Below are 24530 nucleotides of genomic sequence, written 5' to 3'. Positions count from 1 at the left end.
GGGTGCATCTCGATGAGCCGTCGGCGTTACGCGGCGACCGGCAAGGTAAACACGAAGGTCGCACCGCCGTAGCGCGCCGGCATGGCGTAGAGGTGGCCGCCGTGGGCACTGATGATCGACTGACAGATCGCCAGCCCCATGCCCATGCCTTTGTCCTTGGTGGTGAAAAACGCGTTGAACAGCTGATGCAGGTCCACCGGGTCGATCCCGCGCCCGCTGTCTTCAACGCTGACCACCACGTAATCGCGACCCACCACTTCACTGGTGATCGACAGCCGCCGCAGCACGTGATCCCCGGCGCTCATCGCGTCCAGCGCATTGAGGATCAGGTTCAGCACCACCTGCTGCAATTGCACACTCGAGGCGCAGACCCGCAACGGTGAACAGGTCAGGTGGGTTGTCATCAAGACCCGCTGTTGCTCGACCTCGATGCCGGTCACCGCCACCACATGACGAATCACGTCGTTGACCAGCAGCTTGCGCCGGTGATGGGGCCCCTGCCGCGCCAGGCTCTGCAGCGCGTTGACGATTTCCCCGGCACGCCGGCCTTCGGCCACGATGTCTCGCAGGCCCGACAAGGCTTCGTCCACCTGCGAGTTTTCGCGATTGAGCCAGCGGATGCCGGCGGCAGCGTTGGACACCATCGAGGCCAGCGGCTGGTTGATTTCGTGGGCTATGGACGCCGCCAGTTCACCCATCACGGTCGTCTGGGCAACGCTGGCCAGCCGGGCCCGGGCGCCGCGCAGGGCGATTTCCACATCCTGACGCCGGGCGTTCTCCTGCTCCAGTTCCCGGTGCAGGCGCGCGGTTTCCAGGGAAATGGCCGCCTGACTGGCGAGCAACTCCAGCACTTCGGTGCGGCAGACCGTGAACACGCCCGGCGCGAGGTTGTTTTCCAGGTACAGCACGCCGAGCACCCCGCCCTGTTTGACCAGCGGCACGCACAACGCCGAGCGCACCGGATGCTGACGCAGGTATTCGTCGGCACTGAAATAGGCATCGGCGCAGACGTCGTCCAGCACCACGCGCTGACGGGTGCGCATCACCCGATACAGGATCGACAGCGGCAGGTGCTGTTTGTCGGGGACCGTGTCCGTCAGCTCGATGCGCAAGCCGTCGTTGCCGCTCTGGCCGATTGCGCAAATCACCGGTGCCTCGTCTTTCACCAGCAACAGCAGGGCCCGTTGCGCACCGGCGTGAACGATGGTGTTGCGCAGCAGGGTCTCGATCAGCCGGTCCTGCTCGCTTTCGTCGCGCAGGGCGTGGGCGGATTTCATGACGGAGGACAGGTCGAGGGCATCGCGTCCGGCCAGGGTGATCGATGTGCGCGGGGACGACACGTTCTCCAGCCCCGGCGCAAGGTTCGGACCCGGACCGAGCGGGATGGCAGACGCGCCATGTCGTCCGTCTGGCAGGTCGGACTGCAGATCCGGAATGTCCCGGAATTGCTGCCACTGCTGGTGCATCTCGCTTAGCGCCTGATGCAGCGCGGCGGCACTTTGATAACGGTCATGCGGGTTTTTAGCGATCAACCGATGCACAAGATCGGCCAGCGGCCCGGGGATGTCGCCACGGTGCTGGCTCAGCGGCGGCGGGATGCGCGCGACATGGCAATACACCCACTCCACTGCATCGGCGGCCTCGAACGGCAATCGCCCGGCCAGCCATTCATAAAACGTCATGCCCAGCGAATAGAGGTCGCCGCGTGGGTCGGCCTGACGCTGCACCCGGCGCGACTGTTCTGGGGCCATGTAGCCGAGCGAGCCGCAAAGCGTGTCGGACATCGGCAGTTGCGGCGCCGACTGCACATCCACACTCAAGCCGAAACCGCTGAGCCGCACCTCACCTTCGGCACTTTCGATCAGGTTGCACGGTTTGATATCGCGGTGCAGCAGGCCTGCCTGGTGAGCGCCCGTTACGGCGGCAGCGGCAGCGATGGCCCGCTGCAAAAAGCCCTCGATGGACAGCGGCGCGTCGGGTTGATCATGCAACGACACGCCGCTGGCATCCTCCAGCACCAGCAGCGTGCCGTCCGGCCCCGACAGCAACGCCACCGGCTGCACGGCCCATTGCGGCATCAGCCGGGGGGCGAGTGAGAATTCGTGTTCAAGACGGCGGACCGCAGCAATCGCGGCGCCGGTTGCGGGACGGACGATGCGCCAGTGGCGGTCTTCCTGCGTCTGCGTGACCCGGTAATGGGCGAGTTCTCCATCGACAAACAGCAACTGCCAGACGAGCTGCTCCAGCCACTGAGGCCCGAATGCCCCGGCGCTGGAGATCGCTGTGTAAGGCCCGTTGAAAATGCTGCTCATGAAGCCCCTTTATTGGAATCCCGCTGCTGGCACCGTCCTGGCCATTCCCGGCTGAAGCCGGTCCTACAAATACAACGCAGATCCCTGTAGGACCGGCTTCAGCCGGGAAGGCGTCGGACGTCACACCGCCAGTCTAAGGTTGCTCAATCCGGCCTCTTCCCGGCTAAAGCCAGTCCTGCAAAAACAACGCATATGCGCCGGGGTCAGTTCACGTGACAGCCCAGCCGGTCACTCATCTTCAGCAGCTCGATCACATTGCGCGCATTCATCTTGGTCAAAACGTGCCTTTTATGAACCTTGGCGGTGACTTCGCTGGTGCCCAGTTCCACGGCAATCTGTTTATTCATCTTGCCGGTGATCAGCAGCGCCATGACCTGCCGTTCCCTCGGGGTGAGGCTGGCGAAACGCGCTTTGACGCCTGCGGTCAGGCAGCGCTCGTCCAGGCTCGTCGCGTCGCTGGTCAGTGCTTCGCGCACCAGATCCAGCAATTGCTCCGGCTCGAAGGGTTTGGTCAGGAACTCGCGGGCGCCGGCCTTGATGGCGCGCACGGACATGGCGATGGTGCCGTAGCCGGTCATGAAAATGATCGGAAAGGTCTGGCCTCGATCCAGCAAGGTCTGCTGCAGATCGAAGCCGGTGCCCTGGGCCAGATTGACGTCCAGCAGCAGGCAGAGGGGGCCTTGGCTCAGGGGCTGGGCGAGAAACGCCTGAGCGCTGTCGAACACCTCGCAGACGATGTCCGCCGAATGCAACAGTCGCTGCAAAGAGGTGCGGATGGCGGCGTCATCGTCCACCACATAGACCTTGGGATTCACAGTCATGACGGGCTCATAAAGGGTTGCATCAACTGCCAACGGCCAGTGCTCTCTGATGCCGCGCATGATACCCGTCGGGCCCGGCCGGCACAGCCCTGATGCTTTGCAAGGTCGCCAGCGCCGAAGGTGCGTCGCAATCCTGTACGCGCGGCACGCTCAGCTCCGGCGTCACGGTGTCCTGAGCGCTGGCCGTCAGCAGGCAGGCGCGGGTTGTGCCGAGCATCCGGTAGAAACGGAATGGCCCCTGGGCGCTGACCATCAGCAACGACTTGGTCGCCAGCCGCACGATGCAGTCCATGACGCAGGCGCGCGGCAAGCGGGTGCGCTGCAAGGCATCGCAGGCACGTTCCAGGGTGAAGCGACCGTCCAGCTCGGCCAGCCGCCGCAGCACGGTGCGCTCTTCCCGACCGAGCAAACGCAGGCTCCAGGCCAGGGAAGCCTGCAGCGTTTGCTGACGCGGCGGCGCAGTGCGCAACGACGCCGAGAGCAGGTGCAGGCTGCCGTCCAGGCTCGCCACCAGCTGATACAGCCCCAGCGCGCAGGCCCGGGCGGCGGCCATTTCCAGTGCCAGCGGCATCCCGTCGAGGCGACGGCAGATTTCCCCCACCAGCTCGACGCTGTAGTCGTCCAGTTCGGCGTTGCCGTCAGCCGCCAGATGGCTGTCCAGCGCACGCCATTGGCGCAGGAACAATTGCGCCGACGCACTGCGCAAAATGGTCTCCGGTGAGGCGTTCAGCTCAGGGATATCGAGGGGCGGCACTTGCAGGCTGCGCTCGCCGGCAATGCGCAACGGCTCGCGGCTGGTGGCAATCGCGCGGACCGCCGGCGCGCCACGCAGGATGACTTCCAGCAGGCTGGCGACGCTTTCGACCAGATGCTCGCAGTTGTCCAGAATGATCAAACCCGGCTGTTGCTGCAGATAGCGGATCAGCCCTTGCAAATCCGGGTCGCCGCCGCTGCAGTCCACGCCGACCGCGCTGGAAAACGCTTCCAGCAGCAGTTCGGCGCATTGCAGTTGCGCCAGCGGCACGAAGTACACGGGGGTGGTGCCGGCTTCCAGCAGCGTCTGACCCAACTCGGCGGCCAGCGCGGTCTTGCCGACGCCGCCCGGGCCGATCAGCGTGACCAGCGCGCAGCCTTCCGCCAGTGTGTTGCTCACTTCATCCAGCAATGCCTGACGCCCGAGCAAGGCGACGCGGGCGGGCAGTGGGTGATGACAGCTGACGCCCTGAAGCACGACCGAGGTGCGGGTGTCGGTCTGTGCGCCATCCCCGCCCAGCAGCACGTAACCGCGGCCGGGCACGGTGCGGATCTGCTCGCGGTCGGTGCCCAGCGCCTTGCGCAACGCGGAGATATGCACTTGCAGGTTGTTCTCTTCAACCACGGTGTCCGGCCAGACACTCTGAAGGATCAGTTCCTTGCTGACCAACTGACCTTGATGACGCAGCAACAGGTCGAGTATGTCGAAGGCGCGGGTGCCGATGCGCATGGCGACGCCGTCCTTGAACACGTCTCTGTGCTCGCGGGAAATCATCGTCTGACCGAGACTTATCATTTCATGCTGTCCTTGGAAGTGGAGTCGCAGGCCCTGATTCGCTGACCATCGTCCGGGCGGGCTTGAATCCCGGAGACGTTCAGCGCAGCTATCCATTTTTAATAAGCGCTCATCTAACCAGTTAAAACCAGACACCGATATTAGCTGTAGGGATAGTGACCGAGGGATTAGGCGGCAAGCTGCAAGCGGTGATGACTGAACAGGAGGGTTGCGCGCAGTGGCCGATGCCTGGCCTCGAGTAAAACGCGCAATAAAAAACGCCCCGGCTTTTAGACCGGGGCGTTTTTATTGGATCGTCGAGCTATTTCAGCAACGGCACATGGGCCGCGCGTTGATACGGGCCGTACTCGACCGGCACCCACTGGAAGTGCTTGTCGATGGCGACGATGTGGCCGGTGCCGGGGAATGGCAGGTGTGCGGCGGCGACCCAGATCTTCTTGCTGGCCGCTTGAGTGAACACCTGATCGCGGCTGGCGATGGCTTTCTGGCTGTTCTCGTCGAAGGCGATGCTGACGTCCGGGTGATCGAACTGCACGGCGAGGCTGTGGATCAGGTCACCGATGAACAGGATGGTCTGGCCTTTGGAGCTGAACTGATACGTGGTGCTGCCTGGCGTATGCCCCGCTTCCAGCGCCGTGCTGACTTCCGGCACCGGCGACTGGCCTTGAGTGAAGGTCTTGAACCGGCCAGCGGCGACGTAGGGTGCGGTGGAATCCTGGGCGATCTTGAAGTAGGCCCTGGCCTGTTCCGGCACGCGGCCAATGGCGGTCGGGTCGAGCCAGTAATCCGCTTCGGGTTTGGCGGCATAGACCGTGGCGTTGGCAAACACGGGCTTTTTGCCGGCGTCGACCAGGCCGCAGACGTGATCGAGGTGCATATGGGTCAGGAGAATGGTGTCGACCTGATCCGGCTGATACCCGGCGGCCTTGATGTTCTGCGAGAGCATGCCGGCCGTCTCGCCGATGCACTGGCCGGCGCCGGTGTCGACAAGGATCAGGTGCTCGCCGGTGTTGACCAGAAAGGCGTTGAACGCCGTCTGCATGCCCGGTGTTTCGATGGCGCGGCGGGCCAGCAACGCGCGGATGGCGTCGGGCTTCATGCCTTTGAGCAGCTTGGGCGACAGGTCGTTGTAGCCGTCAAACAGTGCCGTGACTTCATAGTCGCCGACGGCCAGCCGGAAATAACCGGGCACCTGGGTTTTCTGCTGGGCGGGCGCCTGAGCCAGCGCGACGCCGGAGCACAAAGCGGCTGCGAGAGCGACGGAGCCCGCCAGAGCGACGGAACGGGCGATTGGAAGAACGGATGCGCGCATGGGGATGCCTCGAATCGGAGAACGTGAGACGTCCGATACTGCGCGGCTCAGGGGCAAGGGTCTTGAAGCAATGTGCTGGAAGCCATGTGTTTTTTGGCAGGATCACCAGGCCCCATCGGTTATAGACATCGATCAGAGCGGTGCCTACATTGTGCGCGCGCCTTCGCGCGGGTCGGTCCTGCCCTGCACTTGGCCCCTGCATTTCAGCCCTGCACTTTTCCTGCGGATATCTCCCATGTCGACCGTCGTTCCCCATTACTCGCTGGCGTGGAGCCTGCTCCTTCTACTCGCTGACGTGCTGGCCTGGCACTTGCTGGCCGACCGCAACCGGCTGGCACGCATCGCCACGCGGCTGGCGGCATTCGTCGCCTACAGCCTGGTGATCATCAACGCCGGCGTGAGCCCGCTGGAAGCGCCGGCCTGGCCTGACGACAGCGCCCTGCAATTCGGCGCGACCGCGCTGGCAATCGTCTGGTGGCTCTACGCCGCACGCACCCTCACCGTGGTACTCGGGCTGGCGCTGACCAGTCGCGTGGGACACAGCGGTCGGCTGTTGCAGGAAGTCATCGGTGCGGTGATTTTCCTCATCGCCATCGTAGCGGCGGCGGGCTATGTGCTGCAGCTGCCGGTCAAGGGCTTGCTGGCGACGTCCGGCGCGATGGCGATCATCGTCGGCCTGGCCCTGCAGAGCACGCTGAGCGACGTGTTCTCCGGGATCATCCTCAACACCACCAAGCCCTATCAGGTCGACGATTCGATCTCCATCGACGGCATGGAAGGCAAAGTCATGGACATCGACTGGCGCGCCACGCACCTGCTGACGGGCGTCGGCACCATGGTGGTCATTCCCAACTCCGTGGCGGCCAAGGCCAAGATCGTCAATTTGAGCCGACCGGTCCATATTCATGGCGTGTCGATCAACATCATGATGTCGCCGCACATTCGCCCACGCCGGGTGCTCGATGCCCTGGAGCGCGCGCTGCAGGGTTGCAGTGCGTTGCTGCAGACGCCCAAGCCTCGCGCGGTGGTCAAGGAAACCAGCCCGACCACCATCGAATACGTGATCACCGGTTTCATCAGCGACCTGAACAACAAGAGCGACGTGCGCAATCTGCTGTTCGATCTGGCCTATCGGCATCTGGAAGCCGCGGGTATCGCCTGGCAATCGGAAACCACCGCCGAAGCGATGTCCCGGCCGCGCGCCTTGCTGGACGAGGTCAAGGTGTTCCGCACCAGCACTGCCGAGGAGAAAAATCAGCTGGCCCAGAGCATGGTCGCGCGCGAGTACACGGCCGGGCAGACGATTATCGAGGTCGATGAGGTCACCGATGGCTTGCTGGTGATTGCCACGGGCGTGGTGTCGGCGAGCGTCAAGGACGGGAATGAGATGGTGGAAGCCGGGCGCATGGGCCCGGGCGAAGTGATGGGTGAGCAGAGTGTGCTGGCCGATACGCCTTCGCAAGCGAGCTTCACCGCCCTCACCTCCTGCGTGGTTTACCGCATCGACAAAGCCGCCACGCGGCAGGCTATGGAACAGCGGGTTGAAATTGTGACGGCGTTGAACAAGCTGCAAGCAGTGCGCCAGCAAGGCACCCAGCATGTGCTGACGCGTAAGCCGGTGGTGATCAAGAAGAATAATTTTCTGGGGTGGTTGCAGAAGCGCTAGGTAAACGGCGAATTCAGTGGGACCGGCTTTAGCCGGGAAGAGGCCGGTTTGTCCACCATAAATGTTGCGGTGTAACACCTGACGCCTTCCCGGCTGAAGCCGGTCCTACATTGAATTGGCTTTCAGGCAACGAACCCGTCACCTTCCAGCAGCGAGCGGAGCATCCACGCCGCTTTTTCGTGGACTTGCATGCGCTGGGTCAGCAGGTCGGCAGTGGGCTCGTCACTGACTTTCTCCAGCAGCGGGAAGAGTTCGCGCGCGGTGCGTACCACTGCCTCCTGCCCTTCGACCAGTTGCTGGATCATGTCAGTGGCAGCGGGCACGCCCGGCTCTTCCTTGATCGACGACAACCGCGCATAGGTGGAATAAGTGCCCGGCGCCGGGAAGCCCAGGGCGCGGATGCGCTCGGCAATGGAGTCCACCGCCGTCGCCAGTTCGGTGTATTGCTCTTCGAACAGCAGGTGCAGCGTGCGGAACATCGGGCCGGTGACGTTCCAGTGAAAGTTGTGGGTTTTCAGGTACAGCACGTAGGTATCGGAAAGCAGTCGCGACAGTCCTTCAACGATCTCTGCACGGTCCTGCTCGTTGATTCCGATTTCAATAGCCATGAATTGCTCCCTAAGGTCTGTTGATTGCTGAGGGGTCGATTCTAGTGGGGACGACCGAGGGACGGAAATCAGCCATGGCAATCGCGGCCATCGACGCGGCCTATGAAACGTCCTCGGCCCAAGACATTCAGCGTTGACACAAACGGGCGGTTCAGGCGACGTTACGGCCTGCCCTTTTTCGCTCCCTGAACCTTCCGAACAGGCACCGCCATGAACGAACTGCAGCAGCTGAATGAAAGCCACGGGCTGTTGCTGGTGTTCGTCAACGTGCTGCTGGAGCAGATCGGCTTGCCGGTGCCGGCGTACCCGACGCTGATAGTCACCGGGGCGCTGGCCATGCAGAGCAAGCCACTGCTGGGCGCCGGGGTGCTGGTGGCGATGGTCGCCTGCCTGATTGCCGATGGGCTGTGGTACTGGGCCGGCAAGCGTTATGGCGGCGTGCTGCTGAAAACCATCTGCAAGATTTCTCTCTCTCAGGACTCCTGCGTTCGTCAGGGGTTGACCGTTTATGAGCGCGTCGGTCCGCGGGCGATGCTGCTGTCCAAATTTCTCCCCGGCGCCGGTGCGCTGGTCACCACCGTGGCCGGCATGAACGCCACGCCGGTCTGGGTGTTCGTGCGCTATTCCCTCGCCGGTTCGTTTATCTGGGCGGGCTCGGCGCTGCTGCTGGGCATGCTCTTCAGTGACGCGCTGATCCCGATGCTCGACTGGTTGAGCGGTTACATACCGATCGCTATCGTCAGCGTGCTGGCGGTGCTGGGGCTGTTCATTGGCTGGAAGTACTTCAAGCGCCGCCGGCTCAAAACGCGCACGGCGCGAGTGCCGCGCATCACCGTTCCCGAGCTGCTGGCCCTGCGCGACACCGACGATGCGCCGGTGGTCATCGACGTGCGACCGAGTTTCCATGCGGCCGTTATCGAAGGCATTCCGGGGGCGGTCTCGATCAGTCTCGAGGAGCCGATCGCCCCGTGGATCGAGCGCCTGGGGGATGTGGACATGGTGTTCTATTGCGCCTGCCCGAATGAGCTGTCGGCGGCATTGCTGGCGGAAAAGCTCCACGCCCACGGCCTGACCCGGGGCAAGGCGCTCATCGGTGGGCTGGATGCCTGGCAGGCTGCCCATGTGCAGCCAGAGGTGTCGGACAGAACGGCGGCGTGAGTTTGGGATTCAGCCGGGAGTGCCTGCCGGGATGCGGTTAATGTGGGAGCGAGCTTGCTCGCGAAGGGTGCTCCAGGCGACAGACCTCTGCTGAATGTGCCGGCCTCTTCGTGAGCAAGCTCACTCCCACAAAATCTGCGGCCTGTCCCGGAACTGTGACCCACATAACACCCGGCCCCTCCCAGGGGTCCGCAGCACGTTTCAAAACCGCGGTCTGCCCCGCCCAAACACTCTCCAGTGAGTGAAAATCAGATCCCGCTGAGCGCCAGGTCCATCGCGAAGTACGTGAAGATCAAATCCGCACCCGCGCGCTTGATCGCGCCGAGGGTTTCGCGCACGACGCGGTGTTCGTCGATGGCCCCGGCCTGGGCGCCGAACTTGATCATCGCGTACTCGCCGCTGACCTGATACGCCGCCAGCGGCAGATTCGAGGCTTCGCGGATGTCGCGGATGATGTCCAGGTACGCGCCGGCCGGCTTGACCATCAGCGCATCGGCGCCTTCGGCCTCGTCCAGCAGCGATTCGCGCAGGGCTTCGCGGCGGTTCATCGGGTTCATCTGGTAGGTTTTACGGTCGCCCTTGAGCGCCGAGCCGCCGGCTTCGCGGAACGGACCGTACAGCGCCGAGGCGAACTTGGTCGAATAGGCCATGATCGGCGTCTGGGTGAAACCGGCGGCGTCGAGGGCGGCACGAATCGCCTTCACCTGGCCGTCCATCGCCGCCGACGGGGCAATCACGTCAGCACCGGCACGGGCCGCCATCACCGCCTGCTTGCCAAGGTTTTCAATGGTCGCGTCGTTGTCGACATGGCCGCCGTGCATCACGCCGCAATGGCCGTGGTCGGTGTACTCGCAGAAGCAGGTGTCGGACATCACGATCATTTCCGGCACGGCGGATTTGATGGTCCGCGAGATCCGCGAGACCAGACCGTTTTCCTGCCAGGTGTCGCTGCCGGTAGCGTCCAGGTGGTGGGAGACGCCGAAGGTCATGACCGACTTGATGCCGGCCCGGGCGTAACGCTCAACCTCCTGCGCCAGCTTGGACTCGGGAATGCGCTGTACGCCGGGCATGCTGTTGATCGGCACGAAGTCGTCGATTTCTTCTTCGACGAAGATCGGCAGCACCAGATCATTGAGGGTGAATTCGCTTTCCTGAAACAGCGAGCGGAAATTTTCGTTGCTGCGCAGACGGCGTGGACGGGCAGCGGGAAACAGGCTGGACATAGCGGTTCCTGAGTCAAGAATATCCGGAAGATCGCCGGACCCAACACGTCCGGCGATATCAATGGCGCGAAGCTTATGCCTGGGACGGTTTCGATTCAAACGCCCTGACAAGAAAGTCCGTTACGTTAGCCGCAACAGTGCGCAGAACCAAAACAATGGCGCCGGGTCATTTAGCAATGCCGCAGCCGTTTCGCTTGCGCACCGTCAGAGTGAGGCCGACCTTGAGCAACCCATCCGATCAGCGCAATAACCGTTCTCTGGACGGTCTTAACTTCTTTCTGGCGGATGTGCGCGACGGCCTTGGGCCCTATCTCGCGATCTATTTACTGGCCGTCCACAATTGGGATCCGGCGAGCATCGGGCTGGTCATGACCCTCGCCGGCATCGCCGCGCTGGTCACACAAACCCCGGCGGGTGCGCTGATTGACCGCACCCGCAGCAAGCGGCTGGTGGTCATCGTGGCAGCGTTGCTGGTGACGGCGGGCTGTCTGGTGCTGCCGTTCATTCACTCGTTCACCTGGGTGGCGATCACCCAGAGCATCAGCGCCATTGCCGGCTCCGTATTCGCCCCCGCCATCGCGGCCATCTCCCTGGGCATCACCGGGCCGAAAGCCTTTACCCGCCGGACCGGGCGCAACGAAACCTGGAATCACGCCGGCAACGCCGTCGCAGCTCTGCTGGCGGGCATCTTTTCATGGATGTTCGGGCCGATTGCGGTGTTCTACCTGATGGCGTTCATGGCACTGGCGAGCATTGTCGCGGTGGCGTTCGTCGATGCCTCGGCAATTGATCACGACGTCGCCCGAGGCTTTGACCCCAGCCATGACCAGGGCAAGGACCAGCCCAGCGGGTGGGCTGTCCTGCTGCATAACCGACCGTTATTGGTGTTCGCCATCTGCTGCGGGCTGTTTCACTTGGCCAATGCGGCGATGCTGCCGCTGGTGAGTCAGAAGCTCTCGCAGATCGACGTCAACCTCGCCACGCCGCTGACCTCCGCCTGCATCGTTGCTGCGCAGCTGGTGATGGTGCCGGTGGCCTGGCTGGTGGGCGCCAAAGCCGACGTGTGGGGACGCAAGCCCTTGCTGCTGGCGGGTTTCATTTTCCTGCCGCTGCGGGGTGTGCTGTATGTCATGTCCGACAACCCTTACTGGCTGGTGGGTGTGCAGTTGCTCGACGGCATCGGCGCCGGGGCGTTTGGCGCGCTGTTGCCGTTGGTGGTCAAGGACCTGACGCGGGGCACCGGGCGCTTCAATGTCAGTCTCGGTGCCATCTCGACGGTGTTCGGCCTGGGCGCGGCGCTGAGCAACGGCCTGGCCGGGCTGGTCGTGCGCGAGGCAGGCTACAGCGCGGCGTTCCTGACGTTGGCGGCCATTGCGGCGGTGGCGTTTGTGCTGTTGTGGCTGGCGGTGCCGGAAACCGGCGACCGCGTGGCGCAGGATCAACCCGAGGGCGCGCCGGCCACCTGATCGGCAGGGTTAACAGTCGGGGGTCGTGCTCGCGCCCTCCCCCAGTTCGCGCTGCATGATCACCGTGTCCAGCCAGCGGCCGTGCTTGAAGCCGACCGACTCGAACACGCCGACCTGGCGAAAGCCCAGTCGCGTGTGGAGCCGGATAGAGGCGCTGTTCTCGCTGTTGCCAATGATCGCCACCATCTGCCGGCGGCCGGATGCCGTGCAGTGCTGGATGACCGCCGCCAGTAACGCGTGACCAATCCCGAACCCGGCCATGCCCTCGCGCACGTACACCGAATCTTCCACGGTAAAGCGATAGGCCGGGCGCGGCCGGTACGGGGTCGCGTAGGCGTAGCCGACCACCTCACCGTCGCGCTCGGCGACCAGATAGGGCAAACCGTTGGCGCAGATGTCGGCGCGGCGCTGCAGCATTTGCTCGAGGGTCGGCGGTTCCAGTTCGAAGCTGGCGGTGCCGTGAATCACATGATGGGCGTAGATCGCCTGCACGGCGGGCATATCGGACTCGCGAGCGTCGCGCAGGATCGGTTCGTCGGCCATGGCATTTCCTTTTCCGGATCAGAACGCAGAGAGCGCTGAGCTTGCCCGTGAAGCGATGGGCTGTGCAACCCGGTTAGCCGCGTGTGCCCGAGGGTTTCGCGGCGGACGCAGGGGCGACGAACGCGGGTTCCGCGATTGGTCTAGAATGCCGCCCTTTCCCATTGCCGACCTGCCGCCCACCGATGAATGCCGCCGCCCTCGACCTGCTCGACTCCCACCTTCAGACCGCCCTCGCCGACGCGCCCGCCGAGACCCGCCGGCTGTTTCACGGCCGTGGCCGACGCTGGCCGGGGCTGGAACAACTGACCGTCGACTGGATGCAGGGCGTGGTGCTGGTGTCGCTGTTCAAGGAGCCGGCGGCCGATGAGCTGGAAGCGCTGAAGCAGCGATTGTTCAGGCTGATCGAGTCATCGGCGTGGCAGCAATCCCGCGCCCATACGCTGTTGCTGCAGCACCGCTATCTGCCGGACAGCCACACCGAAGCGTTGTTGGGCGAGGTGCTGGAGGAATGGACGCTGACCGAGGGCGGCCTGCGCTATCTCGTGGATTTCGGCAAAAAACAGAACACCGGGCTGTTCCTCGACATGCGCTATGGCCGCGACTGGGTGCGGGCCAATGCGGAGGGCAAACGGGTGCTGAATCTGTTTGCCTACACCTGCGGGTTCTCGGTCGCGGCGATCGAGGGTGGCGCGGACTTTGTGGTCAATCTGGACATGTCGCGCGCGGCGCTGAGTCGCGGTCGCGACAACCATCGCCTGAATGGCCATGACCTGAGCAAGGTCACCTTTCTCGGCCACGAGCTGTTCAAGTCTTGGGGCAAGGTGAAAAGCACCGGGCCGTATGACCTGGTGATCATCGACCCGCCGTCGTTTCAGAAAGGCAGTTTTCTGCTGACCAAGGATTATCAGCGGGTGCTGCGCAAACTGCCGGAGCTGTTGACGGCAGAAGGCACGGTGCTGGCGTGCATGAACGACCCGTTGCTGGGCGCGGACTTTCTCATCGAAGGCGTGACCCGCGAAGCGCCCGGGTTGCAGTTTGAACAGCGCCTGGAAAACCCGCCGGAATTTGCCGACGCCGAGGAAGGCGGCGGGTTGAAAGCGCTGGTGTTTCGCCAGGGCTAACCGCAACGCACGGTGGCCTAGTGGGACCGGCTTCAGCCGGGAAGAGGCCTGTTCGTACGCCATCAATTCTGCGGTGTGACGCCCGGCGCCTTCCTGGCTAAAGCCAGTCCTACCAGGTGATCGCGCTGTGTCAGTGGGACCGGCTTTAGCCGGGAAGAGGCCCGTTTGTACGCTATCAATTCTGCGGTGTGACGCCCGACGTCTTCCCGGCTAAAGCCAGTCCTACCAGGTGACCGCGCTGTGTCAGTGGGACCGGCTTCAGCCGGGAAGAGGCCCGTTCGTACACCATCAATCCTGCGGTGTGACACCCGACGCTTTCCCGGCTAAAGCCGGTCCCACTAGGTGACCGCGCTGTGTCAGTGGGACCGGCTTTAGCCGGGAAGAGGCCTGTTCGTACACCATCAATCCTGCGGTGTGACACCCGACGCTTTCCCGGCTAGAGCCGGTCCCACTAAGTGATCGCGCTGTGTCAGTGGGACCGGCTTTAGCCGGGAAGAGGCCCGTTTGTACGCCATCAATTCTGCGGTGTGACGCCCGACGCTTTCCTGGCTAAAGCCGGTCCCACAAGGACGCGGAGCGTCCGGGGCTGCATGCCCACGCGGAGCGTGGGAACGATCATCATGTGAGGCCAGACGCTTAGGCACTCAACCGCGAGATCACGTCATTCAACCCCACCGACAACACATGCAGATCCTGGCTCGCGGTCTGGGTGCGCTGGACGTTGTCCTGGTTTGTGGTGGCGATGGCGGTGATTTCGGTCAGGTTGCGGGAGATGTCTTCGGCGACTGACGTCTGCTCTTCCGCCGCCGTGGCGATCTGGCGGTTCATGTCGCGGATGGCTTCCACGGCGCTGGTAATGCGTTCCAGCGAAGAGCCTGCCAGCGCCACCTGATCCACGCTTTCCTGGCTGCGGGCCTGCCCGCTTTCAATCGCCTGGGCAGCATCGACCGCGCCGGTCTGCACCGAGCTGATGATCTGGTTGATTTCCGCCGTCGACGCCGCCGTGCGCTGGGCCAGCGTGCGCACTTCATCGGCGACCACCGCAAAACCGCGCCCGGCATCGCCGGCACGGGCCGCTTCGATGGCCGCGTTGAGCGCCAGCAGGTTGGTCTGCTCGGCGATGCCGCGAATCACTTCCAGCACCTTGCCGATCCGCCCGCTGTCGGTTTCCAGACGACGAATGACGTTGGCGGTGTTGCTGATCTCGGTGCGCATCTGGGTGATGGCGGTGATGGTCGCGCCCATGACCTTGCTGCCTTCCTGGGAACTGCGGTCCGCTTCGTCGGCGGCCTGGGCGGCCTGAGCCGCATGGCGGGCGACTTCCTGGGCGGTGGCGGACATTTCGGTCATTGCCGTCGCCACCTGGTCGGTGCGCTCGAACTGCTCGTGGGTGCCCTGGGCCATCAGCGCGGCAATCGCTTTCAGCTCGCCGCCGGCACTGTCCAGGTCGGTGGTGCTGCGCTTGAGGCGGGTGAAGGTGTCGGCGAGGAAATCCCGCAGCGTGTTGGCGGCAACGGCCAGACGCCCCAGTTCATCCTGACGGGTGATGCTGACGCGGTCGCTGAACTTGCCCTGACTCAATTGCGCGACGTATTCGATCAGCAGGCGGATCGGGCCGACGATGTTGCGGTTGACCATCCATAGGGTCAACACTCCCACCAGCAGCGCCGAGGCGAGCATGACCAGCGTGCCGATGAGAATGGTCCGGTCAGCCGTGCTGCTGAGGATTTTCGACTGCTCGTCACTCTGCTTGCGCAGGCCATTCACCAGGCCGGTCATCTGCTCGCTGGCGGCACGGTCAACGCCTTTAACAGCTATGTCACCGGCGACCGGATCACCGCCGGCAGCGATGTAAGCGTCACGGCCTTTGCGATAAGCCACACCCAACGTGCGGTGCTCGGTGCGCAGTGCCTCGACCTGGGTTTTGGTGGCCGGATCCAGACCGTCCATTGCACTCAGCCTGCCGAGGGTGTCCTGCACCTGACGTTCCTGGTCTTCGAACTGCGCCCAGAACTTGTCGCGATCGGCCGGCTGTTTGCCGCGCAGCAGCACGTTCTTCCACTCCTGCACCTGAACCTTGAATTGCAGGTTGGCCTGATCGACCAGTTGCGAGGCGTGCAGCGGCCCTTCAAGCAGACCGCGATAGGCGTGCACGTTGCTGGACAGGAACTGGAAACACGCGAGGGCAATCAGCACGACCAGCACGAGGCTGCCGCTGAGCAGCGCGAGGATCTGCAATCTCAGGGATTTCGACATAGGAGGATCTCAAAAGGGAGGACAACCTGCTCCGAGGATCGCCCGGAGTTTTTTGCGGCTTGCCACATCCCTGTGCCATCGCGTCGGACCGATCCGAAAACGAGGCGCCTACACAGAGTGATTCGACCCCGCGCAGGGCTTCTTGAAGGCCGGTCGGGCAGATCCGACCAACGGCTGAAAAGCGCCAACGGCAAGGGCTGCAGCCCAGTCAAACGGTGGTCGAGACGTGCTGAACGGGATTCAGATGAGTGCGTCCAGGCAGCGATCACTCCCGCTGACCGAACACCTGGGAGGGTCTGCGCAACACCGGATCGAAGGGGTTGATTTTCTGGCTGATCGCCGCGGCCTCGCGCTTGAGCATGTCCACCACCGTGGGCATGCGGTCGGCACTGAGGCGGTCGCTGATGGTCGCCACACTTAACGCCGCCACTGCCCGGCCATCACGGTCCAGAATCGGCACCGCCAGGCCCGCCATGCCCTCCAGCACACCGGTGTTGCGCGCGGCATAGCCGGTACGCCGCACCGTGTCGATTTCCGAGCGCAGCATCACTTCGTCGTACAGATGGAAATCCCGCAGACGCGGCAGGTTGTAGCGGATCACGGTCTCGCGTTCGTCTTCCGGCAGAAAGGCCAGAATCGCCAGACTGCCCTGCCCCACGCCCAGCGCCACGCGGCCGCCGATATCGCCGGTGAAAGTGCGGATCGGGTACGGCCCTTCGCTGCGGTCCAGGCACACGGCGTCGAAACCACTGCGGGCGAGCAGAAACAACGAGTCCCCCAACGAGGCCGACAGGCGCAGCAAGCTCGGCCGCACCACGTCCCGCAGGTTGCCGGACTGCCCCGCGCGCGCGGCCAGGGCGAAGAATTCCAGGCTCAGGCGGTAACGCTTGCTGCGCAGGTCCTGCTCGACCATGCCCTCGTCCATCAGGCTGCGCAGCAAACGGTGGGTGGTCGGCTGCGACAGGCCGACCTGTTGAGCCAGTTGGGTCACACGCTCACTGCCATCGGGACAATTGCCCAGCGCCCGCAGCACGGCAAACAGGCGAGACACCGCACCAACCCCCGTTTCTTTCTCACCGCTCTTCCGCTCAGTGGAATCCATTTCGCTCTGCTCCTCATTTCTTTTCGCTGAATGAATGAATTCAAAAAAACGACTCACTCAATGAAATTGCTCGTTGAGCGCATCCTAGTCTTGGGCCTAGGATCGGTCCACAGGGCGATTTGAATAACAGCGGCAGCCGACACCGATCGAGCGCCAGCGTCCACGGCCACACGCAGCACTTCTCTTCGCATCTGCCCATAAAAAACGCGCGCCTTCGGTGCGCACGAAAAAAGGTGGAACGCAGCCATGGCTTTTCTTGAACTCCAGGCACTGTGCAAACGCTACGGCCCCGTCAATGCCGTCGTGGCCACTGACCTTTCGGTGGAGCAAGGCGAATTCGTCTCCCTGCTCGGCCCCTCCGGCTGCGGCAAAACCACCACCCTGCAAATGATCGCCGGCTTCGTTGATGTCAGCGCCGGACGCATCCTGCTGGATGGCCGCGACATCACCCACGCCAAGCCGGCCAGTCGCGGCCTCGGCGTGGTGTTCCAGTCCTACGCGCTGTTCCCGCACATGACCGTGCGCGACAACGTCGCTTTCGGTCTGAAGATGCGCAAAGTCTCGGCCGCCGACATCGAGCGCCGCGTCTCCCGGGTGCTGGAGCTGGTGCGCCTCACGCCCCATGCCGAACGTTACCCCCGCGAGCTGTCCGGCGGGCAGCGTCAGCGCGTGGCCCTGGCCCGGGCGCTGGTGATCGAGCCGCCGGTATTGCTGCTGGACGAACCGCTGTCCAACCTCGATGCGAATCTGCGCGAAGAGATGCAGTTCGAAATCCGCCGCATCCAGCGCGAAGTCGGCATCACCACCCTGATGGTCACCCACGACCAGGCCGAAGCGCTGTCCATCAGCGACCGCGTCGTGGTCATGCAGGCCGGGCGCATCACCCAGATCGACGAGCCCTACACCCTCTACGAACACCCGCGCACGCGTTTCATCTCCGGCTTCGTCGGCAAGGCCAATCTGCTGCGCGGCGATCGCGATGCCAGCGGCGCGGCCCAGGTCCGTCATCAGCCCGGCGATGGCGAACTGGTGTTGAGCCTGCGCCCGGAAAAAATCGATCTGGTGCCTGCCGGGACCGGTCGCCTGCAAGGCCGCGTGGTCATGCGCTACTTCCTCGGCAGCCAGTGGCTGTACCGCATCGAAACGCCCATCGGCGAACTCACCGTGGTGCGCCGCAACGATGGCGACGCGCCGATGAACGAAGGTTTCGCGGTGGGGCTGGACTGGCCGTCGGACCTGCTGCGGGTGTTGAGCGTCGACGAGGTGCCGGCATGAGTGTGCTGCGCGACACCGGACGCGGGTATCTGCTGTCGGCCCCGGCCCTGGCGTTGTTCTTCGGCCTGCTGGTGCTGCCATTGGCCTTGACGCTGGTACTGTCGTTCAACGTGTTCGACTACGAAGTCGGAGTCAAAAGCGGTGAATGGACCCTGGCGCAGTACGCCAATCTGCTCACCGATTCGTACTTTTACGAGATCTTCCTGCGCACCTTCTGGATCAGCGCCCTGGTGACCCTGCTCTGTGTGGTCATTGGCGTGCCCGAGGCCTACATCCTCAGCCGCATGGGCACCCCGTGGCGTTCGATTTTCCTGATCCTGATCCTCACGCCGCTGCTGATTTCGGTGGTGGTGCGGGCGTTTGGCTGGAGCCTGTTGCTAGGCGCCGACGGTCTGATCAATCAGGCGATTCAGGCCCTCGGCGGGCGTCCGATCAAGATGCTCTACACGCCGTTCGCGGTGATTCTGGCGCTGGTCCACGTGATGCTGCCGTTCATGATCATCCCGGTATGGACCTCGCTGCAGAAACTCGACGCCTCCGCCGAACAAGCCGCGCTGTCCCTTGGCGCGACTCAGGCGCAAGTGATGCGCATGGTGGTGTTACCCCAGGTCATGCCGGGCGTGCTGTCGGGGACGTTGATCGTCTTTGGCCTGTCCGCCAGTTCGTTTGCCATCCCGGGTCTGCTCGGCGGACGCCGGCTGAAGATGGTCGCCACCGTCGTCTACGACCAATACCTCTCGGAACTCAACTGGCCCATGGGCGCCGCGATTGCCGTGGCGCTGCTGCTGATCAACCTGTTGGTCATGCTGTCGTGGAACCGGCTGGTTGAAGGCCGCTATAAAAAATCCCTGGGGTAATGAGCGATGTCCAAGAACGGTCCTCTGGCCCTGTCGTTTCATGCCCTGGTGGTGGTGTTCATGCTGGCGCCGCTGGTGGTGGTCTGCCTGGTGGCCTTCACCCCGGAAAACACCCTCAGTCTGCCGTGGCACGGTTTTTCCCTGCGCTGGTTCAGGGCGGTGTTCGAGCGCGCCGACTTCATTCAGTCGTTCTACAACAGCCTGATTCTGGCGGTGGTCGCGGCCACCCTGGCGACGTTGATTGCCGTGCCGGCGGCATTGGCGATCACCCGCTATCGCTTTCCCGGCCGCGACTTTCTCAACGGCCTGTTCCTGTCGCCGATCATCATTCCCCATCTGGTGCTGGGGGTGGCGATGCTGCGTCTGTTCGCGCTGATGGGGGTGAACGGCAGTTTTGTCTGGCTGATGTTCGCCCACGTGGTGGTGATCACGCCGTACGTGCTGCGCCTGGTGATCGCCGCTTCCATCGGCATGGACCGCAGCGCCGAGCAAGCGGCTGAATCCCTGGGTGCCAGCCGCTTCACGCTGTTTCGTCTGATCACCCTGCCGATGATCCTGCCCGGTGTGGCCGGTGGCTGGCTCCTGGCGTTCATCAACAGCTTTGACGAGGTCACGCTGTCGATCTTTGTCACCTCGCCCTCGACCCAGACCTTGCCGGTGCGCATGTACGTGTACGCCACCGAATCCATCGACCCGATGATGGCGGCCGTGTCCGCGCTGGTGATTGCGCTGACGGCGGCGACCATGATCATCCTCGATCGGGTGTATGGGCTCGACCGTGTGCTGGTGGGGAGGCACTGATGACTCTTTCATCCATCGACATCTGTCTCAGGGAGCGCGCGCCATGGCATTGCTGAAACGACTGGCCGAACGCGATCGCGCCGTGGTCGCCTTTACCCTCGACGGCCAGCCGGCCAGTGGTTTGCAGGGCGATACCTTGCTCACGGCGGTGCTGACGGCGGAGGACTCGCTGCGCGGCAGCGACTTCAGCGGCGAACCCCGCGCCGGTTTCTGCCTGATGGGCGCGTGCCAGGACTGCTGGGTGAAACTGGGCGACGGCCGACGGGTGCGGGCCTGCTCGACGCTGCTGGAAGCCGGTGTGTGCGTGAGTCGCGAGCCGGGGCGCAGCGTATGAATGAGCCAACCCTTCAGGCCATGAACACCGTCATCGTCGGCGCCGGGCCGGCCGGAATTCGCGCCGCGCAGACACTGCTTGCCCACGGCCTGCGCCCTTGTCTGCTGGATGAAAGCCTGCGCGGCGGCGGTCAGGTCTATCGTCGCCAGCCGGAGAACTTCAAGCGCTCGGCCAAGGCGTTGTACGGTTTCGAAGCAGGCAAAGCCGTGTCGGTTCACGCCACCCTCGATCAGTTGCAGACCGAAATCGACTACCGCCCCGAGACGCTGGTGTGGAACGCCGAAGCACGCACCCTCGACACCCTGCGCAATGGCCGCACGGCGCAGGTGCCGTTCAAGCATTTGATCTTGGCCACCGGCGCCACCGACCGCATCTTGCCGGTGCCGGGCTGGACCTTGCCGGGCGTCTACAGCCTCGGCGCAGCGCAGATCGCGCTGAAGTTTCAGGGCTGCGCCATCGGTCACCGCGTGGTCTTTGCTGGCAGCGGGCCACTGTTGTATCTGGTGGCGTATCAGTACGCCAAGGCCGGTGCGACGGTGGCGGCGGTGCTCGACAGCTCGCCCTTTTCCGCTCAGACCCGCGCCCTGCCCGCGCTGCTCGGGCAACCGTCGACGCTGGCCAAAGGGCTTTATTACCGCGCCTGGCTGACGGCCCACGGCATCCCGGTGCATCAGGGCGTTCATCTGCACGGCATTCAGGGCGAGCGGCGGGTCAGCGGGGTCAGCTGGCAACAGGGCAATCAGCGGAAAAACCTCGCCTGTGACGCCGTCGCCTTCGCCCACGCGCTGCGCAGCGAAACCCAACTGGCCGATCTACTCGGCTGCGACTTCGCCTGGAGTCCGTTGAATCGCGCCTGGCTGCCCACCCGCGACGCCGCCGGGCGCAGCAGCGTCGAGGGGGTTTATCTGGCCGGGGATGGGGCCGGGATCATGGGCGCCGACGCTGCGGAAATGGCCGGCGAACTGGCAGCGCTGACCTTGCTCGGCGACATCGGTTACCGCATCGACCGCGCCCGCAGCATCGAATTGCAGCGGCAACTGGAAGCCATCCAGCGGTTTCGCCAGGGACTGGAAACGGCGTTCCCCTTCCCCGAAGACTGGGCGGCCAAGGCGCCGGACAGCCTGACGGTGTGCCGCTGCGAGGAAGTCAGCGCTGGCGACATCCGTCAGACCGTGGCCGAGGGTCACTGGGAGATCAACCGGGTCAAGGCCATGTGCCGGGTCGGCATGGGCCGCTGCCAGGGGCGCATGTGTGGACTGGCCGCGACGGAAATCGTCGCTCAGGCGTCGGGGCGCGACATCGCCAGCGTCGGACGATTGCGCGGGCAGGCGCCTATCAAGCCGCTGCCGTTTGGCGTGGAGGCAGAACAATGAGCCAGCCCGTTGAAGTGGATGCGGTGATTATTGGCGGCGGGATCGTCGGCGCCTCGGCGGCGCTGTTTCTCGCCCTGAGCGGCAAACGCGTGGCGCTGCTGGAGCGGGACTTTTTCGGCTCTCACTCAAGCGGCGTCAATTATGGCGGCGTGCGCCGTCAGGGCCGGCCGTTGTCGCAGCTGCCGCTGTCCCGGCGCGCCCACGAAATCTGGGGGGACCTGCGCGCATTCATTGGCACTGATGGCGAATACGTGCGCTCGGGGCATCTCAAGCTGGCCCGCAGCGACAAAGACATGGCCGCGCTAGTCGCGTATGAAGAGGCGTCGCGCGGGTTCGGAATGGAGCTGCAGTTGCTCGATCACGGCCAGTTGCGCGCGCGCTTCCCCTGGGCGGGCGATGTGGCGGTGGGCGCTTCGTTGTGCGCCGACGACGGCCATGCCAATCCGCGCCTCGTCTCCCCCGCGTTTGCCGCTGCCGCACGCCGCGCCGGTGCGCAGACGTTCGAACAGGCCCACGTCAGTGACGTCGCCCACGACGGGCAGTCTTTTCGGGTGAGGACCGCCAGCGGTCTGGGCTTTCGCGCCCCGTGGCTGCTCAATTGTGCCGGCGCCTGGGCGGCTCAACTGGCCCAGCAGTTCGGCGAACCGGTGCCGATGCGCGCGGGCCACCCGGCGATGCTAGTGACCGAACCGCTGCCGATGTTCATGGACGTCAGCACCGGCGTCGAGGGCGGCGGGATCTATGCGCGGCAGGTGGCGCGGGGCAATTGCGTGCTGGGCGGCGGTCAGGGATTTCCGCTGGACCCGGCCACCGCCCGCCCGGGTCAGGCGGCGATTCTGGAGATCCTGCGCAACGCCGTTGAACTGTATCCGCCGCTGGCCGGTGCTCAGGCCATTCGCACCTGGAGCGGCACCGAAGGGTATCTGCCCGACCGCGAACCGGTGCTGGGGGCCAGTTCGACCCAACCCGGTCTGCTGCACGGCTTCGGATTCGCCGGATCGGGCTTTCAGATTGGCCCGGCGGCGGGCGAGGCCTTGGCGCAGATAGTCTGCGTCGGGGCGTCGAACATCGAGCTGAGCCCGTTCTCGATCACACGCTTTCAATCGCAACCGCACACTTCATCGCCCGCCATCGTCGTGCCGTCCGGCACCGATAACGTCATTCCATTGCTCAGAGGAAGGTCGAACCCATGACTCACATGAAACGTGTTGCCGTAACCTGCTTGTCTTGCCTGCCGCTTGCCGTGTTGCTTGCTTCGATGCCCGCACAGGCCGAACCGACGCTGTACCTTGGCATGAACGGCGGCACCATGGAGCGCTTGTACGCCGACCATGTGCTGCCCGCGTTCGAGAAGGCCAACAACGTCAAGGTGGTGATCGTGCCGGGCACGTCCTCGGACATCCTCGCCAAGGCCCAGGCCAGCAAGGACAACCCGCAGATGCACGTGATGTTCCTCGACGACGGCATCATGTACCGGGCCATTTCCATGGGTCTGTGCGGCAAGCTGAATCCGAGCGCGAGCCTGGCGGACATTCCGGCCAAGGGCAAGATCAAGGAAGAAGCGGTGGCCGTGAGCCTGGGTGTCACCGGGCTGGCGTACAACACCAAGATGTTCAAGGACAACGGCTGGAGCGCGCCGACGTCCTGGGCCGACATGGCGGACCCTAAGTACAAGGAGAAGCTTGTGTTCCAGTCGCTGGCCTCCTCCACTTTCGGGCTGCACGGTTTTCTGATGTTCAACCGGTTGCAGGGTGGCAATGAAACCAACGTCGAGCCGGGTTTCAAGGCATGGCCGAAGACGGTGGGCCCGAACGTGCTGGAGTACATCGCCAGCTCGGCGAAAATCTCGGAGATGGTTCAGACCGGCGAAGCGGCGCTGTTCCCGCTGACGCCGACCCAGGTGACCGCGCTCAAGCTCAAGGGCGTGCCGGTGGAATATGCGCCGCCGAAGGAAGGCGGCGTGGTCTTGAACGTGGCCGAATGCACCATCGCCAACAACGACCAGCCTGAACTGGCGCAGAAGCTTGCGGCGTTCCTGCTGACCCCGGAAGCCCAGGCGCCGGCCCTGGAGATGGGCGACCAGATCCCGTCCAACCCGAAAACCCCGACCACCGACAAGACCCGCGGTCAGGTCGAAGCCATGAACAAATACCTGGAAACCGCCGTGACCATCGATTGGGATCAGGTCAACCAGGTCCGCCCGGAATGGAACGCCCGCTGGAGCCGCTCGATCGAGCGGTAGATGATCAAAGTGGGACCCTGATCCAACCGTGGGACCGGCTTCAGCCGGGAAGGCGTCGGAGGCCACACTGCAAAATGGATGGCGTACACACTGGCCTCTTCCCGGCTAAAGCCAGTCCCACTAGTCAACCGCGATCCCATAGTGGGACCGGCTTCAGCCGGGAAAGCGTCAGTAGGCGCACTGCAAAATGGATGGCGTACACACTGGCCTCTTCCCGGATAAAGCCAGTCCCACTCATCAACCGCGATCCAACCGTGGGACCGGCTTCAGCCGGGAAAGCGTCGGAGGCCACACTGCAAAATGGATGGCGCGCACGCTGGCCTCTTCCCGGCTAAAGCCAGTCCCACTCATCAACCGCGATCCCATAGTGGGACCGGCTTCAGCCGGGAAAGCGTCAGTGGGCGCACTGCAAAATGGATGGCGTACACACTGGCCTCTTCCCGGCTAAAGCCAGTCCCACTAATCGACCGCGATCCGGTGTAGGACCGGCTTCAGCCGGGAAGGCGTCGGA

At 64.0% G+C, this 24530-nt stretch carries 20 protein-coding genes; 11 read left to right on the top strand and 9 right to left on the bottom strand.

Translation table 11 applies throughout. From position 1 onward, the window contains the following. Positions 1–26: 26 nt before the first annotated feature. The 4 genes from ACYASU_RS00440 to ACYASU_RS00425 all read right to left on the bottom strand — a co-directional run bounded on the left by ACYASU_RS00440 (position 27) and on the right by ACYASU_RS00425 (position 5994). On the bottom strand, positions 27–2312 hold the full coding sequence (locus tag ACYASU_RS00440; protein ID WP_463581553.1) for an ATP-binding protein: 2286 nt from the start codon (positions 2310–2312) through the stop codon (positions 27–29). 203 nt (positions 2313–2515) lie between these two features. Further along, positions 2516–3133, bottom strand: coding sequence for a response regulator transcription factor (locus ACYASU_RS00435; protein ID WP_282369867.1), 618 nt, complete (start codon positions 3131–3133; stop codon positions 2516–2518). A gap of 22 nt (positions 3134–3155) precedes the next feature. Next, positions 3156–4682 (bottom strand): ATP-binding protein, encoded by a 1527-nt coding sequence (locus ACYASU_RS00430; protein ID WP_463581552.1) that lies wholly within the window; start codon positions 4680–4682, stop codon positions 3156–3158. Positions 4683–4983: 301 nt separating this feature from the next. Beyond that, entirely contained in the window at positions 4984–5994 is a 1011-nt protein-coding gene (locus ACYASU_RS00425) for an MBL fold metallo-hydrolase (RefSeq protein WP_463581551.1), read from the bottom strand. 235 nt (positions 5995–6229) lie between these two features. Here ACYASU_RS00425 and ACYASU_RS00420 point away from each other — a divergent pair, with 235 nt between their 5' ends. Beyond that, on the top strand, positions 6230–7660 hold the full coding sequence (locus ACYASU_RS00420) for a cyclic nucleotide-binding domain-containing protein (RefSeq protein ID WP_463581550.1): 1431 nt from the start codon (positions 6230–6232) through the stop codon (positions 7658–7660). Between the two features lie 122 nt (positions 7661–7782). On the opposite strand, the gene ACYASU_RS00415 is transcribed toward ACYASU_RS00420, so the two are convergent. Then, entirely contained in the window at positions 7783–8268 is a 486-nt protein-coding gene (locus ACYASU_RS00415) for a Dps family protein (RefSeq protein WP_282369874.1), read from the bottom strand. Positions 8269–8478: 210 nt separating this feature from the next. Between ACYASU_RS00415 and ACYASU_RS00410 the strand changes: the two genes are divergently transcribed. Then, positions 8479–9426 carry a VTT domain-containing protein gene (locus tag ACYASU_RS00410; protein WP_346629907.1) on the top strand — a complete coding sequence of 316 codons (948 nt, stop codon included), beginning with the start codon at positions 8479–8481 and terminating at the stop codon, positions 9424–9426. A gap of 248 nt (positions 9427–9674) precedes the next feature. Here the strand turns inward: ACYASU_RS00410 and hemB are convergent, their stop codons facing one another. After that, positions 9675–10649 carry a porphobilinogen synthase gene (hemB, locus tag ACYASU_RS00405; protein WP_205483174.1) on the bottom strand — a complete coding sequence of 325 codons (975 nt, stop codon included), beginning with the start codon at positions 10647–10649 and terminating at the stop codon, positions 9675–9677. 221 nt (positions 10650–10870) lie between these two features. Here hemB and ACYASU_RS00400 point away from each other — a divergent pair, with 221 nt between their 5' ends. Further along, a complete protein-coding gene (locus ACYASU_RS00400; RefSeq protein WP_463581549.1) occupies positions 10871–12115 on the top strand; it encodes an MFS transporter in 1245 nt (414 codons plus the stop codon). A gap of 9 nt (positions 12116–12124) precedes the next feature. On the opposite strand, the gene ACYASU_RS00395 is transcribed toward ACYASU_RS00400, so the two are convergent. Further along, positions 12125–12658, bottom strand: a complete 534-nt coding sequence (locus ACYASU_RS00395) for a GNAT family N-acetyltransferase (RefSeq protein WP_463581548.1) — start codon at positions 12656–12658, stop codon at positions 12125–12127. Positions 12659–12840: 182 nt separating this feature from the next. On the opposite strand from ACYASU_RS00395, the gene ACYASU_RS00390 reads away from it, so the two are divergent. Beyond that, positions 12841–13779 (top strand): class I SAM-dependent methyltransferase, encoded by a 939-nt coding sequence (locus ACYASU_RS00390; protein WP_463581547.1) that lies wholly within the window; start codon positions 12841–12843, stop codon positions 13777–13779. A 636-nt stretch (positions 13780–14415) separates the two neighbouring features. Here ACYASU_RS00390 and ACYASU_RS00385 read toward each other — a convergent pair. Both ACYASU_RS00385 and ACYASU_RS00380 read right to left on the bottom strand, forming a co-directional pair. Next, positions 14416–16035, bottom strand: coding sequence for a methyl-accepting chemotaxis protein (locus ACYASU_RS00385; RefSeq protein ID WP_463581546.1), 1620 nt, complete (start codon positions 16033–16035; stop codon positions 14416–14418). Between the two features lie 265 nt (positions 16036–16300). Then, positions 16301–17137 carry an IclR family transcriptional regulator gene (locus ACYASU_RS00380; protein WP_463581545.1) on the bottom strand — a complete coding sequence of 279 codons (837 nt, stop codon included), beginning with the start codon at positions 17135–17137 and terminating at the stop codon, positions 16301–16303. A gap of 246 nt (positions 17138–17383) precedes the next feature. Between ACYASU_RS00380 and ACYASU_RS00375 the strand changes: the two genes are divergently transcribed. Genes ACYASU_RS00375 through ACYASU_RS00345 form a run of 7 tightly spaced genes read left to right on the top strand, consistent with a single transcriptional unit; the run spans position 17384 to position 24019 of the window. Further along, positions 17384–18412 carry an ABC transporter ATP-binding protein gene (locus ACYASU_RS00375; RefSeq protein ID WP_463581544.1) on the top strand — a complete coding sequence of 343 codons (1029 nt, stop codon included), beginning with the start codon at positions 17384–17386 and terminating at the stop codon, positions 18410–18412. Beyond that, entirely contained in the window at positions 18409–19269 is an 861-nt protein-coding gene (locus ACYASU_RS00370; protein WP_463581543.1) for an ABC transporter permease, read from the top strand. The genes ACYASU_RS00375 and ACYASU_RS00370 overlap by 4 nt, the downstream gene beginning before the upstream one ends. Before the next feature lie 6 nt (positions 19270–19275). Next, a complete protein-coding gene (locus tag ACYASU_RS00365; protein ID WP_037010374.1) occupies positions 19276–20070 on the top strand; it encodes an ABC transporter permease in 795 nt (264 codons plus the stop codon). A 43-nt stretch (positions 20071–20113) separates the two neighbouring features. Further along, complete coding sequence (locus ACYASU_RS00360; protein ID WP_423574827.1) at positions 20114–20404, top strand: (2Fe-2S)-binding protein; 291 nt, start codon at positions 20114–20116, stop codon at positions 20402–20404. After that, on the top strand, positions 20401–21777 hold the full coding sequence (locus ACYASU_RS00355) for an FAD/NAD(P)-dependent oxidoreductase (RefSeq protein WP_463581542.1): 1377 nt from the start codon (positions 20401–20403) through the stop codon (positions 21775–21777). Before ACYASU_RS00360 ends, ACYASU_RS00355 begins: the two co-directional genes overlap by 4 nt. Then, on the top strand, positions 21774–22970 hold the full coding sequence (locus ACYASU_RS00350) for an NAD(P)/FAD-dependent oxidoreductase (RefSeq protein ID WP_463581541.1): 1197 nt from the start codon (positions 21774–21776) through the stop codon (positions 22968–22970). Before ACYASU_RS00355 ends, ACYASU_RS00350 begins: the two co-directional genes overlap by 4 nt. After that, on the top strand, positions 22967–24019 hold the full coding sequence (locus ACYASU_RS00345; protein WP_463581540.1) for an ABC transporter substrate-binding protein: 1053 nt from the start codon (positions 22967–22969) through the stop codon (positions 24017–24019). The genes ACYASU_RS00350 and ACYASU_RS00345 overlap by 4 nt, the downstream gene beginning before the upstream one ends. The last annotated feature ends 511 nt before the right edge of the window (positions 24020–24530 follow it).

Source organism: Pseudomonas sp. HP_12, from assembly GCF_055283955.1.
Note: the sequence above shows the minus strand (reverse complement) of the source record. Positions and strands in the feature narration are given on the sequence as shown.

Excerpts from the sequence above, each read along its gene's own strand:
- ACYASU_RS00415 (WP_282369874.1), bottom strand. The coding sequence starts at position 8,268 with ATGGCTATTGAAATCGGAATCAACGAGCAGGACCGTGCAGAGATCGTT.
- ACYASU_RS00355 (WP_463581542.1), top strand. The coding sequence starts at position 20,401 with ATGAATGAGCCAACCCTTCAGGCCATGAACACCGTCATCGTCGGCGCC.
- ACYASU_RS00440 (WP_463581553.1), bottom strand. The coding sequence starts at position 2,312 with ATGAGCAGCATTTTCAACGGGCCTTACACAGCGATCTCCAGCGCCGGG.
- ACYASU_RS00375 (WP_463581544.1), top strand. The coding sequence starts at position 17,384 with ATGGCTTTTCTTGAACTCCAGGCACTGTGCAAACGCTACGGCCCCGTC.
- ACYASU_RS00425 (WP_463581551.1), bottom strand. The coding sequence starts at position 5,994 with ATGCGCGCATCCGTTCTTCCAATCGCCCGTTCCGTCGCTCTGGCGGGC.
- hemB (WP_205483174.1), bottom strand. The coding sequence starts at position 10,649 with ATGTCCAGCCTGTTTCCCGCTGCCCGTCCACGCCGTCTGCGCAGCAAC.
- ACYASU_RS00430 (WP_463581552.1), bottom strand. The coding sequence starts at position 4,682 with ATGATAAGTCTCGGTCAGACGATGATTTCCCGCGAGCACAGAGACGTG.
- ACYASU_RS00360 (WP_423574827.1), top strand. The coding sequence starts at position 20,114 with ATGGCATTGCTGAAACGACTGGCCGAACGCGATCGCGCCGTGGTCGCC.
- ACYASU_RS00395 (WP_463581548.1), bottom strand. The coding sequence starts at position 12,658 with ATGGCCGACGAACCGATCCTGCGCGACGCTCGCGAGTCCGATATGCCC.
- ACYASU_RS00385 (WP_463581546.1), bottom strand. The coding sequence starts at position 16,035 with ATGTCGAAATCCCTGAGATTGCAGATCCTCGCGCTGCTCAGCGGCAGC.
- ACYASU_RS00350 (WP_463581541.1), top strand. The coding sequence starts at position 21,774 with ATGAGCCAGCCCGTTGAAGTGGATGCGGTGATTATTGGCGGCGGGATC.
- ACYASU_RS00380 (WP_463581545.1), bottom strand. The coding sequence starts at position 17,137 with ATGGATTCCACTGAGCGGAAGAGCGGTGAGAAAGAAACGGGGGTTGGT.
- ACYASU_RS00390 (WP_463581547.1), top strand. The coding sequence starts at position 12,841 with ATGAATGCCGCCGCCCTCGACCTGCTCGACTCCCACCTTCAGACCGCC.
- ACYASU_RS00370 (WP_463581543.1), top strand. The coding sequence starts at position 18,409 with ATGAGTGTGCTGCGCGACACCGGACGCGGGTATCTGCTGTCGGCCCCG.
- ACYASU_RS00345 (WP_463581540.1), top strand. The coding sequence starts at position 22,967 with ATGACTCACATGAAACGTGTTGCCGTAACCTGCTTGTCTTGCCTGCCG.
- ACYASU_RS00365 (WP_037010374.1), top strand. The coding sequence starts at position 19,276 with ATGTCCAAGAACGGTCCTCTGGCCCTGTCGTTTCATGCCCTGGTGGTG.
- ACYASU_RS00435 (WP_282369867.1), bottom strand. The coding sequence starts at position 3,133 with ATGACTGTGAATCCCAAGGTCTATGTGGTGGACGATGACGCCGCCATC.
- ACYASU_RS00410 (WP_346629907.1), top strand. The coding sequence starts at position 8,479 with ATGAACGAACTGCAGCAGCTGAATGAAAGCCACGGGCTGTTGCTGGTG.
- ACYASU_RS00420 (WP_463581550.1), top strand. The coding sequence starts at position 6,230 with ATGTCGACCGTCGTTCCCCATTACTCGCTGGCGTGGAGCCTGCTCCTT.